This is a genomic window from Pseudomonas sp. ERMR1:02 (assembly GCF_002277815.1).
Taxonomy (GTDB): domain Bacteria; phylum Pseudomonadota; class Gammaproteobacteria; order Pseudomonadales; family Pseudomonadaceae; genus Aquipseudomonas.
The window spans coordinates 13,065-36,436 of the sequence record NZ_NKJI01000023.1 but is presented as its reverse complement, the minus strand read 5'-3'; the positions used below and the strand labels follow the sequence as shown (position 1 = coordinate 36,436).

18 protein-coding genes, 6 pseudogenes and 1 riboswitch are annotated in these 23,372 nt (G+C 60.3%); of the genes and pseudogenes, 18 read left to right on the top strand and 6 right to left on the bottom strand.

What is annotated here, in order from left to right; genetic code table 11:
• Window positions 1-224 precede the first annotated feature (224 nt).
• Window positions 225-1,841, top strand: coding sequence for an L-aspartate oxidase (gene nadB, locus CES87_RS27675; protein ID WP_128608604.1), 1,617 nt, complete (start codon window positions 225-227; stop codon window positions 1,839-1,841).
• Here the strand turns inward: nadB and CES87_RS27670 are convergent.
• Window positions 1,810-2,262 carry a protein YgfX gene (locus CES87_RS27670; protein WP_128608603.1) on the bottom strand — a complete coding sequence of 151 codons (453 nt, stop codon included), beginning with the start codon at window positions 2,260-2,262 and terminating at the stop codon, window positions 1,810-1,812. The two genes, nadB and CES87_RS27670, sit on opposite strands and share 32 nt — an antisense overlap.
• Window positions 2,246-2,500 (bottom strand): succinate dehydrogenase assembly factor 2, encoded by a 255-nt coding sequence (locus CES87_RS27665; RefSeq protein ID WP_077430733.1) that lies wholly within the window; start codon window positions 2,498-2,500, stop codon window positions 2,246-2,248. The genes CES87_RS27670 and CES87_RS27665 overlap by 17 nt, the downstream gene beginning before the upstream one ends.
• 149 nt (window positions 2,501-2,649) lie before the next feature.
• On the opposite strand from CES87_RS27665, the gene CES87_RS27660 reads away from it, so the two are divergent.
• Both CES87_RS27660 and CES87_RS27655 read left to right on the top strand, forming a co-directional pair.
• Complete coding sequence (locus CES87_RS27660; protein WP_128608602.1) at window positions 2,650-3,591, top strand: folate-binding protein YgfZ; 942 nt, start codon at window positions 2,650-2,652, stop codon at window positions 3,589-3,591.
• A gap of 35 nt (window positions 3,592-3,626) precedes the next feature.
• Window positions 3,627-4,448 carry an HDOD domain-containing protein gene (locus CES87_RS27655; RefSeq protein WP_128608601.1) on the top strand — a complete coding sequence of 274 codons (822 nt, stop codon included), beginning with the start codon at window positions 3,627-3,629 and terminating at the stop codon, window positions 4,446-4,448.
• A gap of 145 nt (window positions 4,449-4,593) precedes the next feature.
• Here CES87_RS27655 and CES87_RS27650 read toward each other — a convergent pair.
• Window positions 4,594-5,981 (bottom strand): annotated as a pseudogene (locus CES87_RS27650) (sensor histidine kinase).
• Window positions 5,974-6,645, bottom strand: coding sequence for a response regulator (locus tag CES87_RS27645; protein WP_128608600.1), 672 nt, complete (start codon window positions 6,643-6,645; stop codon window positions 5,974-5,976). The pseudogene CES87_RS27650 and the gene CES87_RS27645 overlap by 8 nt, the downstream one beginning before the upstream one ends.
• 237 nt (window positions 6,646-6,882) lie before the next feature.
• Between CES87_RS27645 and CES87_RS27640 the strand changes: the two genes are divergently transcribed.
• The 5 genes and pseudogenes from CES87_RS27640 (at window position 6,883) to CES87_RS27620 (ending at window position 12,257) form a co-directional block, all read left to right on the top strand.
• Window positions 6,883-8,175, top strand: coding sequence for an OprD family porin (locus CES87_RS27640; RefSeq protein WP_128608599.1), 1,293 nt, complete (start codon window positions 6,883-6,885; stop codon window positions 8,173-8,175).
• Between the two features lie 39 nt (window positions 8,176-8,214).
• The gene (locus tag CES87_RS27635) at window positions 8,215-9,192 is read left to right on the top strand and encodes a tripartite tricarboxylate transporter substrate binding protein (protein WP_128608598.1); all 978 of its coding nucleotides are present in this window, start codon (window positions 8,215-8,217) and stop codon (window positions 9,190-9,192) included.
• Window positions 9,193-9,250: 58 nt separating this feature from the next.
• Complete coding sequence (locus CES87_RS27630; protein WP_128608597.1) at window positions 9,251-9,709, top strand: tripartite tricarboxylate transporter TctB family protein; 459 nt, start codon at window positions 9,251-9,253, stop codon at window positions 9,707-9,709.
• Window position 9,710: 1 nt separating this feature from the next.
• A pseudogene (locus CES87_RS27625) lies at window positions 9,711-11,224 on the top strand (tripartite tricarboxylate transporter permease).
• Window positions 11,217-12,257: an AbrB family transcriptional regulator gene (locus tag CES87_RS27620; RefSeq protein ID WP_128608596.1), complete on the top strand. Its 1,041-nt coding sequence runs from the start codon at window positions 11,217-11,219 to the stop codon at window positions 12,255-12,257. Before CES87_RS27625 ends, CES87_RS27620 begins: the two are co-directional and overlap by 8 nt.
• 118 nt (window positions 12,258-12,375) lie before the next feature.
• On the opposite strand, the gene ung is transcribed toward CES87_RS27620, so the two are convergent.
• A complete protein-coding gene (ung, locus tag CES87_RS27615; protein WP_128608595.1) occupies window positions 12,376-13,068 on the bottom strand; it encodes a uracil-DNA glycosylase in 693 nt (230 codons plus the stop codon).
• 132 nt (window positions 13,069-13,200) lie between these two features.
• On the opposite strand from ung, the gene CES87_RS27610 reads away from it, so the two are divergent.
• Window positions 13,201-14,313, top strand: a complete 1,113-nt coding sequence (locus CES87_RS27610) for an enoyl-CoA hydratase/isomerase family protein (RefSeq protein WP_128608594.1) — start codon at window positions 13,201-13,203, stop codon at window positions 14,311-14,313.
• A gap of 112 nt (window positions 14,314-14,425) precedes the next feature.
• On the opposite strand, the gene CES87_RS33755 is transcribed toward CES87_RS27610, so the two are convergent.
• Complete coding sequence (locus CES87_RS33755; protein ID WP_128608593.1) at window positions 14,426-14,869, bottom strand: hypothetical protein; 444 nt, start codon at window positions 14,867-14,869, stop codon at window positions 14,426-14,428.
• Between the two features lie 317 nt (window positions 14,870-15,186).
• A riboswitch (guanidine-I (ykkC/yxkD leader) is annotated at window positions 15,187-15,287 on the top strand.
• Window positions 15,288-15,348: 61 nt separating this feature from the next.
• Between CES87_RS33755 and CES87_RS27595 the strand changes: the two are divergent.
• The 9 genes and pseudogenes from CES87_RS27595 to CES87_RS34645 all read left to right on the top strand — a co-directional run.
• A pseudogene (locus CES87_RS27595) lies at window positions 15,349-16,415 on the top strand (putative urea ABC transporter substrate-binding protein).
• 15 nt (window positions 16,416-16,430) lie between these two features.
• Entirely contained in the window at window positions 16,431-17,246 is an 816-nt protein-coding gene (locus CES87_RS27590; protein ID WP_128608592.1) for an ABC transporter permease, read from the top strand.
• On the top strand, window positions 17,243-18,031 hold the full coding sequence (locus CES87_RS27585) for an ABC transporter ATP-binding protein (protein ID WP_128608591.1): 789 nt from the start codon (window positions 17,243-17,245) through the stop codon (window positions 18,029-18,031). Before CES87_RS27590 ends, CES87_RS27585 begins: the two co-directional genes overlap by 4 nt.
• A 12-nt stretch (window positions 18,032-18,043) precedes the next feature.
• Window positions 18,044-18,769 carry an urea amidolyase associated protein UAAP1 gene (locus tag CES87_RS27580; RefSeq protein ID WP_128608590.1) on the top strand — a complete coding sequence of 242 codons (726 nt, stop codon included), beginning with the start codon at window positions 18,044-18,046 and terminating at the stop codon, window positions 18,767-18,769.
• 11 nt (window positions 18,770-18,780) lie between these two features.
• On the top strand, window positions 18,781-19,446 hold the full coding sequence (locus CES87_RS27575) for an urea amidolyase associated protein UAAP2 (RefSeq protein WP_128608589.1): 666 nt from the start codon (window positions 18,781-18,783) through the stop codon (window positions 19,444-19,446).
• Entirely contained in the window at window positions 19,437-19,652 is a 216-nt protein-coding gene (locus tag CES87_RS32470) for a hypothetical protein (protein ID WP_178081492.1), read from the top strand. The genes CES87_RS27575 and CES87_RS32470 overlap by 10 nt, the downstream gene beginning before the upstream one ends.
• A gap of 85 nt (window positions 19,653-19,737) precedes the next feature.
• A pseudogene (locus CES87_RS34655) lies at window positions 19,738-20,006 on the top strand (biotin carboxylase N-terminal domain-containing protein); the annotation flags it as partial.
• A 117-nt stretch (window positions 20,007-20,123) separates the two neighbouring features.
• Window positions 20,124-21,928: pseudogene (locus CES87_RS34650) on the top strand (5-oxoprolinase/urea amidolyase family protein); the annotation flags it as partial.
• A gap of 141 nt (window positions 21,929-22,069) precedes the next feature.
• A pseudogene (locus CES87_RS34645) lies at window positions 22,070-23,360 on the top strand (carboxyltransferase domain-containing protein); the annotation flags it as partial.
• Window positions 23,361-23,372 lie beyond the last annotated feature (12 nt).

Sequence of the window (23,372 nt, the reverse complement as noted above, 5' to 3'; positions counted from 1 at the left end):
GACTGTTAAATCCACGATACAGTCCTCATGTCGCCGAATCAGCCAAAAAACCTTCCGACGAAGCGTCGGGTATTTTCCGTCACAGTAGTTTCACAATGCCATATGGGCTCGGCTATTGTGCCGCTCCCCCCTCTATATACTAGTGGGCTGTGCGGTTGCCTGACCTTGCCTTCCAGATGTCCAGCGCCTATCCCGACCCGGGTCGCTTTGAGCGGAATCCTGAAATGAGCCAACAGTTTCAACACGATGTTCTGGTAATTGGCAGCGGTGCTGCCGGCTTGAGCCTTGCACTGACCTTGCCTGGTCATTTGCGCATTGCCGTACTGAGCAAAGGCGACCTCGCCAACGGCTCGACCTTCTGGGCCCAGGGTGGTGTCGCTGCCGTCCTGGATGATACCGATACCGTTGAATCCCACGTCGATGACACCCTCAATGCTGGCGGCGGCCTGTGCCATGAAGACGCCGTGCGCTTTACCGTCGAGCACAGTAAAGAAGCGATCCAATGGCTGATCGATCAGGGCGTGCCGTTTACCCGCGATGAACAGTCCGGTACTGAAGACGGTGGATTCGAGTTTCACCTGACCCGCGAAGGCGGTCACAGTCATCGACGTATCATTCATGCCGCCGATGCCACCGGGGCGGCAATTTTCAGAACACTGCTGACCCAAGCCAGACAACGGCCGAACATCGAGTTGCTGGAGCAGCGGGTAGCTATCGACCTGATCACGGAAAAACGCCTCGGCCTTGAGGGCGATCGCTGCCTGGGTGCCTATGTACTCAATCGTGGTACCGGCGAAGTCGACACCTACGGGGCGCGGTTCGTGATTTTAGCCTCCGGTGGCGCAGCCAAGGTCTACCTCTACACTAGCAACCCCGATGGCGCCTGCGGTGACGGTATCGCCATGGCCTGGCGTTCGGGCTGCCGGGTGGCGAACCTGGAATTCAACCAGTTCCACCCAACCTGTCTGTATCACCCGCAAGCCAAGAGTTTCCTCATCACCGAAGCCCTGCGCGGCGAAGGTGCGCACCTGAAACTGCCCAACGGCGAACGCTTCATGCAGCGCTTTGACCCACGGGCGGAACTGGCCCCGCGGGACATCGTCGCCCGGGCCATCGACCATGAAATGAAGCGTCTGGGCATCGATTGCGTCTATCTGGACATCAGCCACAAGTCAGAAGAGTTCATCAAAACGCACTTCCCGACGATGTACGAACGCTGCCTCGAGTTTTCCATCGATATCACCAAGCAACCGATTCCGGTGGTTCCGGCAGCGCACTACACCTGCGGCGGCGTCATGGTCGACCAGCATGGTCGCACTGATGTGCCGGGACTGTACGCGATTGGCGAAACCAGCTTCACCGGTCTGCATGGCGCCAACCGCATGGCCAGTAACTCGTTGCTGGAGTGTTTTGTTTACGCCCGTTCGGCGGCGGCGGACATTCTGGAACGATTGCCGCAGGTTTCGACACCCGTCGCCCTGCCCGTCTGGGATGCAAGCCAGGTGACCGACTCTGATGAAGACGTGATCATTGCGCACAACTGGGACGAACTGCGCCGATTCATGTGGGACTACGTCGGCATCGTGCGCACCAACAAGCGCCTGCAAAGGGCCCAGCACCGGGTGCGCCTGTTGCTCGACGAGATCGACGAGTTCTACAGCAACTATAAAGTGAGCAGAGACCTGATTGAATTGAGGAACCTTGCTCAGGTGGCCGAGTTGATGATCCTGTCAGCCATGGAGCGCAAGGAGAGTCGCGGCCTGCATTACACTCTCGACTACCCGAACATGCTGCCGGTCGCCCTCGACACTATTCTGGTGCCGCCCACCTACGCCGACTGAACTTGAGCCGGACCCGCAGGCGTCGGTGCAGATCCGCCGCTTGCGAATCCCGGGGCACGCAAATGGCTCTGACTCGCCGCTCACCCTTCACACGGAAACGCAACACCACGACCAACGGCAGCGCCAGACTGTCCGGTCGTAGTTGCACCGATTGCCATCCCGCCGCCTGACTCCACAACTGCCAGCCTTCGGTATTGCGCCGCAAACCGCGGAAGGCCTGAGGGTGCGTCAGCAGAATCTGACGAGGCAGCGCCCAAACACCATGCAGCAGACAGCACAAAACACCGAGCAAACTGGCCCAGAGCGGTAAAGTGAGAAGAAATAGCGAGCCCAATGCGAACAGCTGGGCCAAAAGATACGCCGCCAGCAACTGCCTTGAGGCATGCCAGCGGCATTCGAACGAATTACTTGGGCTGGACACGATCCAGGATCATGCGAACCATGCGCTGAAGCTCCGGATCTTCCGATTCGGCGCGTTCCATGAACCAGCCGAACATGTCCTGATCTTCGCATTCGAGCAACCTGACGTAGCAGGCGCGATCAACCTCGTTGAGGTGCGCATAGACCTCTTTCACAAACGGCACCAGCAACACGTCAAGCTCAAGCATGCCGCGGCGGCTGTGCCAGTAGAGGCGATTCAGTTCAACATCTTCGACCATGGAGCGCTCCTCAAATAGGCCGCAAGTATACAGGCCCCCGCCCTATCGAACAGTCGGCTTTGGTCGGTCACCAACGATCCTTTGTGAACTACCCATTTCGAAGGCGCCCCCTTATCATGTCCGTCAGACTCTTTACCCTGCGATGACCCATGGCCGATTCCGCTTTTTTCTGCACGCTGTCTCATGAAGGTGTTCTGGCGGTCCGCGGCGCGGACGCCGGCAAGTTCCTGCAAGGCCAATTGACCTGCAACCTCGATTACCTGAGCGACACCCAGGCCAGCCTTGGCGCGCGCTGCACGCAGAAAGGCCGGATGCAATCGAGTTTCCGCATCCTGCTCGAAGGTGACGGCGTGCTCCTGGCCATGGCCAGCGAGTTGCTGGAACCGCAACTGGCGGACCTGAAAAAGTACGCAGTGTTTTCCAAGTCCAAATTGACCGATGAAAGCGCCGCCTGGGCCCGCTTCGGCGTCGACCATGGCGATGCTGCACTCATTGGCCTGGGGCTTGAGTTGCCGGCAGAAACCGACAGCATCGTACGCCATGACGGGTTGATCGCCATTCGCGTTTCTCCTGAACGCGCCGAGCTTTGGGTTGCCGCCGATCAAGCCGACAGCATCAAAGGCAAACTGTCCGCCCTGCTGGCCGAAGGCGATCTTAATCAATGGCTGCTGGGCCAGATCCGCGCCGGTATCGGCCAGGTGATGCCGGGCACCCGCGAGCTGTTCATCCCGCAAATGCTCAATCTGCAAGCCGTCGGTGGCGTGAGCTTCAAAAAAGGCTGCTACACCGGCCAGGAAATCGTTGCGCGGATGCAGTACCTGGGCAAACTCAAGCGCCGTCTGTATCGCGTGCAGCTGGATGCCAGCGAACTGCCTGAACCCGGTACACAGCTGTTTTCCCCAAGTCACGGCAGCTCGATCGGTGAAGTGGTGCTGGCCGCCCGCGCCGGGCAGAACATTGAGTTGCTGGCCGTGCTACAAGCCGAAGCGGCGCAGGCCGGTGATATCCACGTCGGAGCGGTCGACGGCCAAGTCCTGCACTTGCTCGACCTGCCTTATCAACTGGACCGCGACCGCGAAATCCAGCGTTAAACGCAGTACTTTTTTGCGACACCTAGAGAAACGAAATGAGTGAGCTGGCGGATAAGATCCAACAGGATTTGGTTGAGGCCATCGATAACGATGACCTGGTTCTGCCGACGTTACCGGAAGTGGCCTTGCAGATTCGCAAGGCCGCTGAAGACCCGGACATCAGTATCAGCACCCTGAGCAAAGTGATCGGCCGCGATGCCGCGCTGTCGGCGCGCCTGATCAAAGTGGTCAATAGCCCGTTGCTGCGCGCGACCCAGGAGGTCACCGATTTGCACACGGCGATCACGCGCCTGGGCATCAACTACAGCAGCAACCTGGCCATCGGCCTGGTCATGGAACAGATTTTCCATGCCCGCTCAGAGGTGGTGGAACAGAAGATGCGCGATGTCTGGCGCAAAAGCCTGGAAATCGCCGGTGTCAGTTATGCATTGTGCCGCAGCTACACCCAGCTCAAACCCGATCAGGCGGCGCTTGGCGGACTGGTGCATCAGATCGGTGTACTGCCGATCCTGACCTACGCCGAAGATCACTATGAACTGCTTTCCGATCCGGTCAGTCTCAACCATGTGATTGACCACATTCACCCGCTGCTGGGCGACAAATTGCTCAGGGTCTGGGAGTTTCCGGACATGCTGGTTCAGGTCCCGCGGCTGTACCTGAACTTCAAGCGGCAATCCGCGCAGGTCGACTATGTGGATCTGGTGCAGGTGGCCAGCCTGTATTGCCACAGAGACACCGACCACCCGATCTCACGTATCGACCCTTTCAGCGTGCCGGCCTTTATCAAGCTCGGAATCGATCCCGACAACGAGGCGATGTGCGCCGACCTGGAAGAAACGCGTTCAATGTTTTATTGATCAGAAACCGTGTCGCCCCCTTCGCGAGCAAGCCCGCTCCCACATTTGATCTCCAGCGGATACAAAATCTGTGAACGACTCGATTCAATGTGGGAGCGGGCTTGCTCCGGGCGGCGTTCCGACGAAGAGGCCAGAACAAACGCCATCACTCCCCCGCAATAAAACTCACCCGCACCTTCAACCCCGCCTGCTCGCCATCGTGCAGGCTGATCTGCGCCAGGTGCGCGCGGCAAATCTCGCCGACGATCGCCAATCCCAAACCTGAGCCCGCCACTTGCTGGTTGCGCCGGTAAAAGCGTTCGAACACCCGATCTCGTTCATCAAAGGGAATGCCAGGGCCGTCGTCCTCGACCTCCAGCACCGCAGGCGCCGAGACCCGCAAAATGACGTTGCCGCCCGGTGGTGTATGGGCCAGCGCGTTATCCACCAGATTGCTCAACAGCTCGTGCAACAAGGTCGGTTCGCCCCGCAGCCATACTGGCTCATCCGCTTCCAGTGCCAGTGCTACCCCGCGTTTATGGGCCAGCGGCGCCATGGCCATGCCCAGCTCTCGCGCCAATTGGCTCAGATCGAGTAACTGCGCACCGCCCTCGGCAATCGCCCGGGCGCCATTTTCGACCCTTGCCAGTGAAAGCAGCTGGTTGGCCAGATGGGTCAAGCGATCAGTGCTCTGAGCGGCGGTTTCCAGGGTGCTGCGCCAGGTGTCAGGTTCGCTCGCCCGCATGCCAAGCTCAAGTCGCGCCTTGAGGGCTGCCAACGGGGTACGCAACTCATGGCGGCATCAGCGATGAACTGCGCCTGACGCTCAAACTGCCCACGCAGGCGTTCAGTAAAGTGATTGAGCGCACGCACCAGCGGCCACAACTCGCGCTGCACTTCCACCAACGGCAACGGGCGCAGATCGTCGGATTGGCGCTCTTCCACCGCCGTTCGCAAGCGTTCCAAAGGACGCAACGCCGCACTGACGGCAAACCACACCAGCAGCAGCGCACCGACCGCCAGCATGCCCAACCGCAGCAAGGTATCCGCCGCAAGGCTGCGCGCCATGCTGACCCGGGCCTCATCGGTTTCCGCGACGCGAATTTCCGCCATGCCATTCATGTTCGGTTCGCTGACAGGTTTGAGCAGGCTGACCACCCGCACGTTCTGCCCACGGTAGGTGGCGTTGTAAAAGCGCGCCAGAGCCGGATAGTCATCGGTGCGAGGCGTTCCCGGAGGTGGGGCGGGAAGGTTTTCGTAACCGGAAATCAGGTTCTGGTGGATATCGTTGACCAGGTAAAAAATTCGCCCGGCGCTGTCGTAGGCAAACGTGTCCAGCGCCACATAAGGCACATCGGCACTGAGCGTTCCGTCACGCTGGGAGACACCCGCTGCGATGGTTCGCGCCGAGGCCAGCAAGGTCCGGTCATACGCCGTATCGGCGGCTTCGCGACCGTTCCAGTAGGCGCTCAAGCCACTGGCCACCATCAACACCACCAGCAACAGCGCCAGGTTCCACAGCAGGCGCCAGCGCAGACTGCTGGGCTTATGCATCGCGGCTTTCCAGCAAGTAGCCAAGGCCGCGAAAGGTCACGATGGCAACCGGCTGTCCGTCGAGTTTCTTGCGCAAGCGGTGCACGTAGATTTCGATGGCATCGGGGCTGGCTTCTTCATCGAGACCGAAGACCTGGGAGGCCAGTTGTTCCTTGCTCATCACCCGACCAGGACGGGCGATCAGGGCTTCGAGCACGGCCTGCTCGCGGGAGGTCAGGGTCAGCAACTCTTCACCGAGGGTGAAGCGCCGGGTCTCCAGGTCATAAGCCAGCACGCCACAGCGCTGCACGCGTTCACCACCCAACACACTGCGGCGCAGCAAGGCTTTGACCCGGGCTTCGAGTTCGGTGAGTTCGAAAGGCTTGGCCAGGTAATCGTCGGCGCCCAGGTTAAGACCGTGGACGCGATCCTTGACGTCGCTGCGTGCGGTCAGCATCAACACCGGCAGGTTCTTGCCCCGTGCGCGCAATCTCGCCAGCACTTCAAAACCATCCATGCGCGGCAATCCGACATCGAGGATCGCCATGGCGTATTCCTCGCTGCCCAGCGCCAGATCGGCCGCCACGCCATCGTGCAGCACGTCCACGGTCAACCCGGTGCTCTTGAGCGCCTGGGCGACACTTTCGGCGAGCTGCAGATGGTCTTCGACGAGCAGAACACGCATGGATTTTTACCTCATTCAGGGATGGTCGACGCCATTCTTCGGCGCGGAGTTTACAGCCGCCTCCGCCACTGTGAAGTCTGAAAAATGTTAAAGATCGTTGAAAGGTTAACGAAAGGTTAGCCCGTTAGAGTCCAGCTACGGACAGTTTCGACTGCCGTCGCTGCTGCCATACAGCGATCCGAAAAACGCCTCGAAGCGTTTTCGACAAATAAGAACAATAAACGGAGTACAACACCTATGCAGTCCTTGCAGACCCAGGCGATCGCGCCTGCCCGCCTCTCCCGTTTCAGTCACACCGCCCTTGCCAGTGCCGCCGTTCTTGCGGGCTTTTCGCCGTTGAGCCAGGCCGATTTCATCAAAGACAGTTCGGCCACATTCGAAACCCGCAACATGTACTTCAATCGAGATTTTCGTGATGGCACCAGCGCCCAGCAATCCAAACGTGACGAGTGGGCCCAAGGTTTCATGCTCAACCTGAAGTCGGGTTACACCGATGGCACCGTGGGGTTCGGGGTCGATGCGTTGGGCATGCTGGGGGTCAAGCTCGATTCGAGCCCCGATCGCACCGGCACGGGACTGTTGCCGACCCACGACAACGGGCGTGCGGCTGACGAGTACTCCAAACTTGGCCTGACCGGCAAAGTGAAAATCTCCGCCACGGAACTGAAGATAGGCAGCCTGATTCCGGAATTGCCGATCCTCAAACCCAACGACGGGCGCATCCTGCCGCAGACGTTTGAAGGTGGTCTGCTGACTTCCAAAGAGATCAAGAACCTGACCTTCACCGGCGGGCGTCTGGAGAAAGCCAAGGACCGCGACAGCACGGACTTCGAGGACATCGCCCTCAACAACAAGAACAGCCGCTTCGCCGGTACGGTTGCCGGCAAACATTTCGATTTCGGCGGTGTGGACTACAAGTTCACCGACAAAATCACCGGCAGCTATCACTTCGCGCAACTCGATGAAGTCTACAACCAGCACTTCCTCGGTGTGATTGCCTCGCAGCCATTCGGGCCCGGGACGTTCGGCACTGATTTGCGCCTGGCGATCAGTGATGACGAGGGTGCAGCCCGTGGCGGCAAGATCGACAACAAATCCCTCAACGGCCTGGTGAGTTACGCCTTGAGCGGGCACAAATTCAGCGCCGGTTATCAGCACATGTCCGGCGACAGCGCGTTCCCCTATGTGGATGGCGCCGACCCGTACCTGGTCAACTTCGTGCAAATCAACGACTTTGCCGGTGCCGAAGAGCGCTCATGGCAGGCACGTTACGACTTCGACTTCGTCAGACTCGGCGTTCCCGGCCTGAGTTTCATGAGCCGTTACGTGAGCGGTGACAACATCAAGCTCAAGAATGGTGACGAAGGCAAAGAGTGGGAACGCAACACCGAAATCAAATACGTAGTACAAAGCGGCGCCCTCAAGGACGTCGCCGTGCGCCTGCGCAATGCCACTTACCGCTCCAATTACTCCGCTCGCGATGCCGATGAAGTGCGTCTGCTGGTGAGCTATAGCGTTGCCCTTTGGTAATTCAGTACGTCCATAACAACAACTCCCAAGGAGACTTGAATGAACCTGTCAATGCGTAAAGTTGCTCTCGCCGCCAGCTGCGTGCTGTTTGCCGGTCAATTGATGGCCGAGCCCAAACGCCCCGAATGCATCGCCCCGGCGTCCCCTGGTGGTGGTTTCGACCTGACCTGCAAATTGGCGCAAAGCGCCCTGATCAACGAAAAACTGCTGACCAAACCGATGCGCGTGACCTACATGCCCGGCGGTGTCGGCGCGGTGGCTTACAACGCGGTGGTTGCCCAGCGTCCGGCGGATGCAGGCACTCTGGTGGCTTGGTCCAGCGGTTCGTTGTTGAACCTGGCTCAGGGCAAGTTCGGCCGCTTCGATGAAACCAACGTGCGCTGGCTCGCGGCTGTCGGCACCAGCTACGGCGCCATCGCGGTGAAAAGCGATTCACCCTACAAGACCCTGGACGATCTGGTACAGGCGCTGAAGAAAGACCCGAGCAAAGTGGTGATCGGCTCCGGCGGCACCGTCGGTAGCCAGGACTGGATGCAAACCGCGCTGATCGCCAAGGCCGCAGGGATCAACCCGCGCGACTTGCGTTACGTCGCCCTCGAAGGCGGCGGTGAAATCGCCACCGCCCTGCTCGGCGGCCACATCCAGGTCGGCAGCACCGACATCTCCGACTCCATGCCGCACATCCAGAGCGGTGACATGCGCCTGCTGGCGGTGTTCTCCGACAAGCGTCTGGACGAGCCGGAAATGAAAGACATCCCAACTGCCAAAGAGCAGGGCTACGACATCGTCTGGCCGGTGGTTCGCGGCTTCTACCTCGGGCCGAAAGTCAGCGACGAAGACTACGCCTGGTGGAAAAACGCCTTCGACAAACTGCTGGCTTCCGAAGAGTTCGCCAAGTTGCGTGATCAGCGTGAACTGTTCCCGTTCGCCATGACCGGCCCGGAGCTGGACACTTACGTGAAGAAGCAGGTCGCGGACTACAAAGTGCTGGCCAAAGAGTTCGGCCTGATTCAGTGATCGCCTCTGTCTAGCGGCCACGGTCCCGTTTTGCGGGACCGTGGCACAGGAGTTCCCCATGCTCTTACAACGCATTTTTGCTTCAGTGCTGTTGCTGGCCTGCCTCAGCCTGGTGCTGATGGCCTGGCCCTATCAGGCACCATTTTCCTACGAACCGATCGGTCCACGCGCCTTCCCCTTGTTAATGCTGGGGCTGATGGGCCTGGCGTTGGTGTACATGGTGTATCGCCCTTCGCCGATCAAGCACACCGATGAAGATCCGCCGATGGATCGCGAAACCCTGACCAAGATCGGTATTTGCGTGCTGTTGCTGCTGATCTTCGCCGGGCTGTTCGAACCGCTGGGTTTCATCCTCAGCAGCATGCTGGTTGGCATTCCGATGGCGCGCCTGTACGGCGGACGATGGTTGCCGGGCGCAGTGATCATCAGCCTGATGAGTGTCGGTCTGTACCTGCTGTTCGACAAAGTCATGGACGTGCCACTGCCTCTGGGCCTGCTCGACGTTCTGGAGAACTGATATGGATACGCTTGGATATTTGAGTCACGGCTTCGGCGTCGCACTGACCCTTACAACCTGGTAACCGCACTCAGCGGCACGCTGATCGGCACCGTCGTCGGCCTGCTGCCGGGGCTGGGTCCGATCAATGGCGTGGCGTTGTTGATACCGATCGCGTTTGCGCTGGGCCTGCCGCCGGAATCGGCGCTGATCCTGCTTGCTGCGGTGTACCTGGGTTGCGAATACGGCGGCCGGATCAGCTCGATCCTGCTGAACATCCCGGGCGAGGCGTCCACCGTGATGACCACCCTCGACGGCTACCCGATGGCACGTCAAGGCCTGGCAGGTGTTGCGCTGTCGCTGTCGGCCTGGAGTTCGTTCATCGGCGCATTCATCGCAACCTGCGGGATGGTGGTGTTCGCGCCGATACTGGCGAAATGGGCAATTGCCTTCGGCCCGGCGGAATATTTCGTACTGATGGTATTTGCGATTGTCTGCCTCGGTGGCATGGCGGGTGACCGTCCCCTGAAAACCTTTATTGCCGCGCTGATCGGGCTGTTTCTGTCGACCGTCGGCATTGATGCCAACAGTGGTGTGTACCGGTTCACCGGCGACAACATCCACCTCACCGACGGCATTCAATTCGTGGTGCTGGTACTGGGCCTGTTCTCCATCAGCGAAATCCTGTTGCTGCTGGAAAAAACCCACCGTGGCCAGGAAGCCTTCCAGGCCACAGGGCGGATGATGTTCAACTTCAAGGAAGCCGCTTCGGTGTTCTGGGTGAACATGCGCTGCGGTGTGCTCGGCTTCATCATGGGTGTGCTGCCGGGGGCCGGTGCAACGCTGGCCAGCGCCGTGGCCTACATGACCGAAAAACGCATTGCCGGTCCAAACGGTAAATTCAGCCAAGGCGACAAACGTGGCCTGGCCGCCCCGGAAACCGCCATCGGTGCTGAAGCCTGCGGCGCGCTGGTGCCGATGCTGACCCTCGGTGTACCGGGGTCGGGCACCACTGCGGTGATGATCGGCGCTCTGTCGCTGTACAACATCACACCGGGCCCGCTGCTGTTTCAACAGCAACCGGATATCGTCTGGGGCCTGATCGCATCGTTGTTTATCGCCAACATCATGCTGGTGATCCTCAATATCCCAATGATCCGCATCTTCACCAAAATCCTAGCCGTACCGAACTGGGCGCTGGTGCCGATGATCGCGATCATCACCGCCATCGGCGTGTACGCGGTGCATGCCACCACCTTCGACCTGTTCCTGATGATCGGCATCGGCATCTTCGGCTACATCCTGCGCAAGCTGGACTTCCCGTTGTCGCCGGTTTTGCTGGGCTTCATCCTCGGCGGTTTGATGGAGCAGAACCTGCGCCGGGCCTTGTCGATCTCCAACGGCTCGCTGGATATTCTCTGGTCCAGCGGGATCACCGTCGGTGTCTGGGGGTTGATCGTGGTCATGCTGCTGGTGCCGGTTGTGCGGATCTGGCGCAAACGTTCGGTGGCGCGGCGCGTTATTGCCGATGTCTGATCGAACACCGTTCAAAGCCTGGTGGGGCACACCACTGGTCGGCCTGCTGGGCGGTTACCTCGCCAGCCAGGTCGGCTGGCCGTTGCCGTGGATGGTCGGCTCGTTGCTGGCGATCATCCTGGTGCGCTGCCTGACACCCTGGCAGTTGGCGGAAATCCCTGGCGGTCGCAAGTGCGGCCAGTGGATCGTTGGCATCGGCATCGGCCTGCACTTCACCCCCGTGGTGATGGAGCAGGTTTTGAGTCATTTCGGTCTGATCTTCTTCGGTGCATTGGTCACCAGCCTGTCCGCAGTGGTCGGGGTCTGGCTGATGCGGCGCACCGGTGAAGATCGCGCCACGGCGTTCTTCTCCAGCATGCCCGGTGGTTCCGGGGAGATGGTCAACCTCGGCGCCCGCAACGGCGCGGTGCTCAGCCGGGTAGCCGCAGGGCAAAGCTTGCGAGTGCTGGTAGTGGTGTTGTGTGTGCCGGCGGCGTTCAAATATTTGCTGGGCGACGGCACGCCGATCTCCCACGTCGGCAGCATCGATTGGCGCTGGCTGGCGATTTTGTTTCCTGCTGGCGCGTTAGTGGCCTGGATCTGGGAGCGTCTGCGTCAACCCAACCCATGGCTGTTCGGACCGTTGCTGGTGAGTGCAGCGGTGAGCATCGGTTGGGACCTGCACATCGGATTGCCCAACGGCGGCAGCCAGATTGGCCAATGGCTGATCGGCAGCGGCCTGGGTTGTCACTTCAACCGGCAGTTTTTCCGCCGCGCACCGTCGTTCATGGGGCGGACATTGATAGGCACAGTGTTGACCATGTTGATTGCGACTGCGGCGGCATTGGGTTTGAGTGCGTTGACCCATCTGGACCTGCGGTCGCTGACCCTGGGCATGATGCCCGGCGGCATTGCCGAGATGAGCCTGACGGCGGAGACATTGCAATTGTCGGTGCCACTGGTGACGGCGATGCAGGTGATGCGGTTGTTGTTTGTGTTGTTTCTGGCGGAGCCGTTGTTCAAGTATTGGAACCGGCAGCCTGAGTCACCCTGAAGACCGAGGCGCCCCCTTCGCGAGCAAGCCCGCTCCCACATTTGTCCGCGTTCCCCCTGTGGAATGCGATCAAATGTGGAGCGGGCTTGCTCGCGAAAGGGCCATCACAGACAACACATCAAACCGGCGGCAACCGCCATTCGATTGGCGTCTCGCCATTCTGCTCCAGGAACTTGTTGGTCCGGCTGAAGTGCCCGCAACCGAGGAAGCCACGATAGGCCGAGAGCGGTGACGGATGCACCGAGGTCAGCACCAAGTGTTTGGTCGCGTCGATGAGCTTCTGTTTGCTCTGGGCATGGGCGCCCCACAGCATAAACACCAGATGCGGTTGCTGTTGGCTGACCACTTCAATGATCCGATCGGTGAAAAACTGCCAGCCCTTGTCCTTGTGCGCATTGGCGTTGGCGCGCTCGACGGTCATGGTGGTATTGAGCATCAGCACACCCTGCTCGGCCCAGCTCTGCAGGTAACCGTGGTTAGGAATATCGATGTTCAGGTCGCGCTTCAACTCTTTATAGATGTTCACCAGCGACGGTGGAGCTGGCACCCCCGGTTGCACCGAGAAGCACAAGCCATGGGCCTGGCCCGGGCCGTGATACGGGTCCTGACCGAGGATGACGACTTTGACCTTGTCCAGCGGCGTCGAATTCAGCGCGTTGAAAATCATTGGTCCCGGTGGATAGATTTCCTTGCCGGCCGCCCGCTCCTGTTGCAGGAAATTTCGCAACTCTGCCATGTAGGGCTGGTCGAATTCGGCACGCAGTGCCTCCTTCCAGCTCGGTTCGAGTTTGATACGGTCGTCAGCAGTCATGGTCATATCCGGCAAAAACAATGGGGCGAACCCTAAGAAGGCCCATCGCGCTTGTCAATTGATCTGACGCAGATCCGGCACTTTCCCACACAGCGATCATACTTAACCCTCAAATTCCCGATCGAGGTCACGATGAATCTGCACTTCGAAGAACTCACCGGCACCGACGGCGCCCGCATCGGCATAGCCACCCTCGACGCCGAGAAGTCGCTCAACGCCCTGTCCCTGCCGATGATCAACGCGTTGCGCGACCACATGGACGCCTGGGCCAAAGACCCGCAAATCGTCTGCGTCCTGCTACGTGGCAACGGTGCCAAAGCCTTTTGCGCCGGCGGCGAAGTGCGCAGCCTGGTGGAGGCCTGTCGCGTCCATCCGGGCGAAGTGCCGCCCTTGGCCGCGCACTTCTTTAACGCGGAATATCGCCTGGACTTCAGCCTGCACACTTACCCCAAACCGCTGATTTGCTGGGGGCACGGTTATGTGCTCGGTGGCGGCATGGGTCTGCTGCAAGGGGCAGGCATTCGCATTGTCACCCCGAGCAGTCGGCTGGCGATGCCGGAAATCAGCATCGGCCTGTACCCGGACGTTGGCGCCAGTTGGTTCCTGTCGCGCCTGCCCGGAAAGCTCGGGTTGTTCCTCGGCTTGACCGGCGCCCATATGAATGGTCGTGACGCGATGGATCTGGACCTGGCCGATCGCTTCCTGCTCGATGAGCAGCAGGAAAAATTGATCGAAGGTTTGTTGCAGTTGAATTGGCAGGAACAGACGCCGATGCAGCTCAACAGTCTGCTCAAGGCCCTGCAACAGGAAGCGGTCGACCGGATGCCCGAAGCACAGTGGTTGCCGCGGCGCCCGCAGATCGATGAACTGCTGGATGTCAGTGATGTGCGTTGCGCCTGGAAGGCGATCAGCGCGTTGCGCGATAGTACCGACCTACTACTCAGCCGCGCCGCTCGGACCATGAGCGAAGGTTCGCCGCTGACCGCTCATCTGGTGTGGGAACAGATCATCCGCGCCCGGCATATGTCGCTGGCGCAAGTCTTTCAGATGGAATACACCCTGAGCCTCAATTGCTGTCGTCATCCGGAGTTCAGCGAAGGGGTGCGTGCGCGGTTGATCGACAAGGATCAAAAACCTCGCTGGCACTGGCCGGATGTCAACAACGTACCGGATGCGGTGGTGGAGGCGCATTTCAAAAAGGTTTGGGAAGGCAGGCATCCACTGGCAGATTTGTCGGAATACTGAGCAAAACTGTAGGAGCGAGCCTGCTCGCGATGGTGTGACAGCAACACTGATGTCGACTGACACTCCATCGCGAGCAGGCTCGCTCCTACAGGGGGATTACGGTTAAACCGGACTACCGGTGGTTGCCCCGGCCATCGCGATCGCCGCGCCCATCGCGGTCGCCTCGACCGTCGTGATTGTTGTTGTGCCCGCCACGATGATCATTGTCCCAGTTGCCACGGTGGCGACCGTCCCAACCATGATTCTGATACGCCCGATCATCTGGCCGTGCCTGGTAATAGCGTGGCGCCGGCTGATAAACCCGTGGCTGGTAGTAATACCGCGGTGTCGGCTGGTAATACCTGGCAGGCGGTGCGTAATACCTGCGAGGCTGCGTGTAATACCCGTCGTTTGAATAGTAAGACCCGCCGCCGGAATAATAGGCTGGCGCTGGCGAGGTATAGACCTCGGAACTGTAGTAACCGGCTCCTCCATCTTCATAAGGCACGCAGCCACCAAGGGACAATCCCAATACAGCAGTCAGTAGAATTCGGCGGAGTTTCTTTCGACAGAGCATGGCGGCCTCCTGGACCGCGAGTGAGCCACACCAGCGACGCTGGCGGGCGACAGTCGATGATTCGGTGACTGTCAAAATATCTGACATCGAATTCGGAATCTGGTGCGGCCCCGTAACAAGTTGAAACATCTCGCCGATGGAAGGCGTCGACGATCCATTACGGTGCATTTACGCACCATCTAAAGGCAACACTGCCTCCACCACCGAAGAGTCAACCATCCAAAACCACCGGTCCAGAGCGCTCCATTGGACTTGGCACGGCTCTCGCTTTAGCAAACCCGTGCAGGAGTCATCACAGGTTCGCGGCACCACAATTTGCAATGGCTGACTAGGGTTCCGGCTCGCAATCGCGAGTGGCTGGTCCGAGAGTTAGCGACCTCCAGTTGAGGTTACACGGCGGGACAAAAGCCCGGGAGACAAGCCACCGTTCGCGGTGCCGCGTTGACTCCTGCCCGCCCTTGATCAACTGGAGAATCACCATGTCCCAGCTTCGTTTACCCGCCCTGCTCGCCGCTGCTTTTGCAGCCTTCGTGAGCTTCTCTTCCCAGGCTGCGCAAAAAGACCATTTCAGCGTTTGCTGGACCATTTATGCCGGCTGGATGCCTTGGGAATACGCCGGCAGCCAAGGCATCGTCGACAAATGGGCGAAGAAGTACGGCATCAAGATCGATGTGGTGCAGCTCAACGATTATGTCGAGTCCATCAACCAGTACACCGCCGGCCAGTTCGACGGTTGCACCATGACCAACATGGATGCGCTGACCATTCCGGCAGCCGGTGGCGTCGACAGCACCGCGCTGATCGTCAGCGATTTCTCCAACGGCAACGACGGCATCGTACTCAAGGGCGAAGGCAAAAAAGTCGCCGATCTCAAGGGCATGGACGTCAACCTGGTGGAGCTATCGGTCTCTCACTACCTACTGGCCCGGGCCCTGGATTCGGTGGACCTCACTGAGAAAGACCTGAAAGTGGTCAACACCTCCGACGCTGACATCTCGGCCGCCTTCAACACCGAGCAGGTCAATGCCGTGACCACCTGGAACCCGATGCTTTCGGATATCAAGGCCAAACCTGCGGTGACGGAAGTCTTCAATTCCAGCCAGATCCCCGGCGAAATCATGGACATGATGGTCGTCAACTCCCAGACCCTCAAAGACAACCCGGCCTCGGTAAAGCACTGACCGGTGCGTGGTTCGAAGTGGTCGAATTGATGAACGCGAAAAACGCCGCCAGCAACGCCGCCCTCGAACACATGGCCAAAGCCTCGGGTACCGACCTGGCCGGTTTCCAGGCGCAACTGGACACCACCAAATTGTTCGCCACGCCCAAGGAAGCGCTGGCGTTCAGCACCAGCAAGCAACTGCCGGACACCATGCGCAAGGTGGCCGAGTTTTCTTTCCAGCACGGCTTGCTGGGTGAAGGCGCCAAGGACACCAGCGCGGTCGGCATGGCCTTCGCCAACGGCGTGACCAGCGGCGACAAGGGCAACCTCAAGCTGCGCTTCGACCCGAGTTACGTACAGATGGCCGCCGACGCCAAGTTGTAAGAAGAGGACTTGGCCATGCGCCTGATCAATCGCCACCCGGATCGCCCGAGTCGCCTGTTGCTGGTGATCCTGCCGTTCGCCCTGGTGCTGTTCGCCTACTTCATGGGCTCGGCCGAGCGGCTGACTGAAAACCCCAACGACAAGCTGCTGCCCAGCGCCGTGCAGATGACCGACGCGGTGAAACGCCTGGCCTTCGTCGCCGACACACGCACCGGTGAATATGTACTTTGGCAGGACACCGCTTCCAGCCTTCGACGGCTGGCCATTGGCCTGGGCATCAGCGCGTTGGCCGGACTGTGCCTGGGCATGGCGGCAGGTACTTTGCCGCTGTTCGGCGCGCCGTTGTCGCCGTTGCTGACGGTGCTGTCGATGGTACCGCCGCTGGCGATCCTGCCGATCCTGTTCATCGTCTTCGGTCTCGGCGAGCTGTCGAAAGTGATGCTGATCGTGATCGGCATTACCCCGGCCCTGGCCCGTGATCTGGAACAGCGCGCCCGGGAGATTCCCGTGGAGTTGCTGATCAAGGCCCAGACCCTCGGCGCTTCAACCTGGACCTTGATGCTGCGAGTGGTGCTGCCGCAATTGCTGCCGCGCCTGTTGATCTCGCTGCGGCTGATGCTCGGCTCGGCCTGGTTATTCCTGATTGCCGCCGAAGCCATCGCCTCCACCGACGGCCTCGGCTACCGGATTTTCCTGGTGCGCCGTTACCTGGCGATGGACGTGATATTGCCTTACGTGGTGTGGATCACCCTGCTCGCCTGGCTGATGGATTGGGGACTTAAGCGTCTGACTCAGCGTGCCTTCCCTTGGTACGAAGGAGCGCGGGTATGAGCTTCATCACCGTGAAAAACGTCTGGCAGCAATACGCCGATCAGGTGGTACTCGAAGGCCTGAATCTGAACGTCAATGAAGGGGAGTTCTGCACGTTGGTTGGCGCATCGGGTTGCGGTAAATCGACCTTCCTGCGGTTGTTGCTCGGGCAGGAAAAAGCCAGTCGCGGCGAGATTCACCTCGACGGCCGAGCGCTGGCCGGCGAACCGGACGCGAGCCGTGGCGTGGTGTTCCAGCGCTACTCGGTATTCCCGCACCTGAGCGTTCTGGACAACGTCGCCCTCGGTCTCGAACTGCCGCGTTCACCGCTACTGGGCCGGTTATTCGGCAGCGCCAAAAAAGACGCCCGCGAACAAGCTTCGTTGCTGCTGCACAAAGTCGGCCTCGGCCACTCGCTGGACAAGTACCCGGCACAGCTTTCCGGTGGCATGCAGCAACGCCTGGCCATCGCCCAGGCGCTGATTATGAAGCCGCGGGTATTGCTGCTCGACGAACCGTTCGGCGCCCTCGATCCGGGCATTCGCAAAGACATGCACAGCCTGTTGCTGGAGCTGTGGCGCGAGACGCACCTGACGGTGTTCATGGTCACCCACGACCTGTCCGAAGGTTTCAGCCTCGGCACCCGTTTGCTGGTGTTCGACAAGGTCCGTGTCGACCCGCACGCGCCTGGTGCCTATGGAGCGCGCATCACTTACGACATCCCTTTGAACAGCGACCGCCGTGCCCAGCGCGCCGCCGTCGATGCCTTGCCGGCTACGTTGGCAGGCACGCTTCGTATCGCTTAGAGGAATTTGAAAATGACTGATTCGACCCAACTGTTTCCGCCCTTCGCCGAAGAAATGCTCCCCGGCGGCGGCCATCGTTCATTCGTGCTCAAACGCGGCCAGTTGCTGCGCCTGACGGACATTCGCGGCGGCGCCAATGTCAGCCTGACGCTGCTCAACGCCAATGAAAAAACCGAGCGCCTGAACCTGCCCGACAGTCTCAAATGCCAACACACCGCCAAGCTCACCACCGGCCATTGCCTGTACTCGGACATGGGCCGGGTACTGGCGGCGATCACTGCCGACACCTGCGGCTGGAGCGACAGCCTCGGCGGCGTGCTTTGCGCCGAAGAAGTCGCGGAAAAATACGGCGCGGGCCGCTATCAGGAACTGCGCAATGGCTTTTTCCGCAACGGCACCGACAACCTGCTGGTGGAACTGGGCAAGTGGGGTTTGGGCCTGTCGGACTTGCTGATGACCCTCAACCTGTTCAGCCGCGTGAACGTCGATGACGCCGGGCGTTTCCAATTTGTCGAAGGCAACTCGAAGGCCGGCGATTACATCGAGCTGTACGCGCCGATGGACACCCTGGTGGTGCTCACCGCCCTGCAACACCCGATGGACCCGGCGCCAGAATATGCGCCGAAACCCTTGAAACTCAGCTGGATGAACGCCGACGCCAGCGTCGCCGAACACTGCCGCACTTCGCGCCCGGAAAACGAGCGCGGCTTCATCAACACCGACCGTCTGTTCGCCTGAGGATCGCTGCCATGTCACTCGCCATCGCTACTACTGCCGCTTCTAATGGCAATGCCGCAAACAGACAACCAGAAGCAGCGGTCTACCGCGCCACCATCCCCGCCGGAGAACCCTGGCTGATGGAGGTCAAGGCCGGCCAGACCTTGCGCATCCTTGATCTGGAAGGCAATCAGGCGGTCGATACGTTGTTCTACAGCGTTGCCAATCCAAAAGAACGCTACGACGTGCAACGCACCTTGCGTCGGCAGAACAGCGTCTACCTGAGCACCGGCAGCGTGCTGTATTCCAACCTCGGCAAGCCGATGCTGACCATCGTCGCCGACACCTGCGGCCGCCACGACACCCTGGGCGGCGCCTGCGCGCAAGAGAGCAACACCGTGCGTTACGCATTGGAAAAACGCTACATGCACAGCTGCCGCGATAACTATCTGCGTGCCTGTGTGCACGATGGTCGACTGGGTAAAGGTGACATCGGGCCGAACATCAACTTCTTCATGAACGTGCCGGTCACTGCCGACGGCGGCCTGACCTTTGAAGACGGGATTTCCGCCCCGGGCAAGTACGTCGACATGCGCGCCGAAATGGACGTGATCGTACTGATCTCCAACTGCCCGCAACTGAACAACCCATGCAACGCCTACAACCCGACCCCTGCGGAGCTGCTGGTATGGAACTGAAACTCAGCCATTTGCGCCGCTGGTTGTTTGCCTTGTGCCAGGCCCGTTCCAGCCAATGCCTCAACATCAAGAACACCACCACCCACTGTAGGAGCGAGCCTGCTCGCGAAAAACTCGAAGCCACCGCTGGGCATCTGGTTTTACGCGTAATCGTTCACGACCATCGCGAGCAGGCTCGCTCCTACAGGGGTTCGGTGGTGGTCTGAAGCGAATTGATTTTTCCGCCGGGGACGACCCAGGCGCTCATCGAAAAACTGCGGGACGGCCCGCATCCCCTCCAGGGGTTTTGCCATGTTCGAAAAAGTCCTGATTGCCAACCGTGGCGCCATTGCCTGCCGCATCCTGCGCACCCTGCGCGAACTGCACGTCCAGGGCGTCGCCGTTTACTCCGAAGCCGATGCCGCCAGCCTGCACCTGCTGCAAGCCGATGAGGCCCACAGCCTCGGTGAAGGCGCGGCCGCCGGTACGTATCTGGCGGTGGAGAAATCCTCGCTATCGCCAAAGCCAGCGGCGCCACGGCGATCCATCCCGGCTACGGCTTTCTCTCGGAAAACGCCGCGTTCGCCCAAGCCTGCGAAGCCGCCAATATTGCCTTCATCGGTCCGACGCCAGAGCAACTGCGCGTATTCGGCCTCAAGCACACCGCCCGCGCCCTGGCCAAACAATATGGCGTTCCGATGCTCGAAGGCACTGAACTGCTCGACAGCCTCGACGCGGCCCTGATCGCCGGCGAACAGGTCGGCTACCCGGTGATGCTCAAAAGTACTGCCGGCGGGGGCGGCATCGGCATGCGTGTGTGCCGTAGCGCGGCCGAGTTGAGTGAGTCCTTCGAAGCGGTCAAACGCCTGGGCCAGAACAATTTTAGCGATGCCGGTGTGTTCATCGAGAAGTACATCCAGCGCGCCCGACATCTGGAAGTACAAGTGTTTGGCGACGGCCACGGTGAAGTGATCGCCCTCGGCGTGCGCGATTGCTCGGTACAACGACGCAACCAGAAAGTCCTCGAAGAAACCCCGGCACCGAACCTGCCTGACGGCATGGCCGATGAGCTGTGCACAGCTGCGATCAAACTGGCGGAAGCGGTGAACTATCGCAGCGCCGGCACCGTGGAATTCGTCTTCGACAGTGACGCTCAGCGCTTTTACTTTCTTGAAGTGAACACCCGCTTGCAGGTCGAACATGGCGTCACCGAACAGGTGTGGGGCGTGGATCTGGTGCGCTGGATGGTGCAACTGGCGGCCGGTGATCTGCCGCCGTTGAGTGAGCTGTATCGAGGCTTGCGAGCCGAGGGTCATGCGATTCAGGCGCGGCTGTATGCCGAAGATCCAGGCCGGGATTTTCAACCGAGCCCCGGCTTGCTCACCGCCGTGAATTTCCCTGTCACCGATGGCAAACATCTGCGCATCGACACCTGGGTCGAGGCCGGTTGCGAGATCCCGCCGTACTTCGATCCGATGATCGCCAAGGTCATCAGTTGGGCACCGACCCGCGAAGAAGCCCGCGCCGATCTGCATCAAGCCCTGGGCGACAGCCTGCTCTATGGCGTGGAAACCAACCGCGATTACCTGCGGCAAATCCTGCTTGATGTGCCGTTCGCCAGTGGTCAGCCGTGGACCCGGTGCCTTGATGGCTTGATCTATCAGGCCAACACCTTTGAAGTGCTCAGCGCTGGCACGCAGACCAGCGTTCAGGATTACCCCGGCCGCCTTGGCTATTGGGCAGTAGGCGTGCCGCCGTCGGGGCCGATGGACAGTCGGGCCTTGCGGCTGGGTAATCTGTTGCTGGGCAACGACGAAGGCTTTGCGGCGCTGGAAATCACCATGAGCGGGCCATTGCTGCGCTTCAATTGCGAAGCCGTGATCGCGGTGACCGGGGCGATAATTCCACTGACGCTCAACGGCGAAACCGTACCGATGAACACGTCATTGCGGGTGCCGGCAGGCGCTACGTTGAGCCTCGGCACAATCGCCGGTGCAGGTGCGCGCAGTTATCTGTGCCTGCGCGGTGGCCTGCAAGTGCCCGACTATCTGGGCAGCAAAAGTACCTTCACCCTCGGACAGTTCGGCGGCCACGGCGGTCGTGCCTTGCGGGCCGGCGACGTGTTGCATGTGCCGGCCTTGAGCGACCGCAGCGTGGGCGCACAACTGCCTGAAACCCAGGTCATCGAACTGCCCGTCGTAAGGCAAATCCGTGTGATTTACGGCCCCATGGCGCGCCGGAATACTTCACACAAAACTACATCGGCACCTTCTTCGCCACGCAGTGGGAAGTGCATTTCAACTCCAGTCGCACCGGCGTGCGTCTTATTGGACCGAAGCCGGAATGGGTGCGCGCCGACGGTGGTGAAGCCGGGCTGCATCCGTCGAACATTCATGACAATCCCTATGCGATTGGCGCCGTGGACTTCACCGGCGACATGCCGGTAATCCTCGGTCCGGATGGCCCAAGCCTCGGCGGATTCGTGTGTCCGGTGACGGTGATCGAGGCGGATCTTTGGCAACTGGGGCAGCTCAAGGCTGGGGACAAAGTGCAGTTCGTGCCGGTCAATCTTGAAGACGCCCGAAAACTCTGTAGGAGCTGGCTTGCCAGCGAAAGCGGTGTGTCAGATACACAAATATCGACTGACACGCCTCTTCGCTGGCAAGCCAGCTCCTACAGGGGGTTGTGTCGCCTGTGGTGTTGGATATCGGGCAGGACGATACGCGTCTGGTCGCGAGGCTGTCCGGCGACACCCACTGCTCCTGGAAATCGGCGCACCCGAACTCGACCTCGTCCTGCGCTTCCGCGCCCACGCCCTCATGCAAGCGCTGGAAAGCAAACACCTGCACGGTGTGATCGACCTGACCCCAGGCATCCGCTCGCTGCAAGTGCACTACCAACCCGAGCAACTGCCGCTGGCCGATCTGCTGGGCATCGTCGCGGGCGAATGGGATGCCGTGTGTGCCGCCAAGGACCTGCAAGTGCCGTCGCGTATCGTCCACCTGCCGCTGTCCTGGGACGACCCGGCTTGCCAGCTGGCGATCGAAAAATACATGACTACCGTGCGCAAGGACGCACCGTGGTGCCCGAGCAACCTGGAGTTCATCCGCCGCATCAACGACCTGCCGAACCTTGATGAAGTACAGCGCACGGTGTTCGATGCCAGCTATCTGGTAATGGGCCTGGGCGATGTCTATCTCGGTGCACCGGTCGCCACCCCGCTCGATCCGCGGCATCGCCTGGTGACCACCAAGTACAACCCGGCCCGCACCTGGACCGCGGAAAACTCGGTGGGTATCGGCGGCGCCTACATGTGTGTCTACGGCATGGAAGGCCCCGGTGGTTATCAGTTTGTCGGGCGCACTTTGCAGATGTGGAACCGCTACCGCGAAGTCGCCGCGTTCGATGGCAAACCGTGGTTGCTGCGCTTCTTCGACCAGATCCGTTTCTACCCGGTGAGCGCCGATGAACTGATGCGCATTCGCCGCGATTTCCCCCTCGGGCGCTTCGATCTGAACATCGAGCACAGTCAGCTGAACCTGGCGGATTACCAGGCGTTTCTGGCGAAAGAGGCCGAGACCATCGCGGCATTTCGGGCTCAACAACAAGGCGCGTTCAACGCCGAGCGCGAGCGCTGGATTGCCAGCGGCCAGGCGCATTTCGACAGCGAAGAAACGGCTCCGCAAATGACCGAAGACGCGCCGCTGGGCAGCGATCAAATGAGCGTCGACAGCCACATCGCCGGCAACCTGTGGCAGGTCCAGGTGCAAACCGGTAGCCGGGTCGAGGCCGGGGATGTGCTGGTGATTCTGGAGTCGATGAAGATGGAAATTCCACTGCTCGCGCCAATGGCCGGCGTGGTGCGCGAGATTCGCCTGCAGCCCGGTTCGGCGGTGCGCGCCGGACAGCGCGTGGTGGTGCTGGAACTCGACTGAACCCATTTCTAA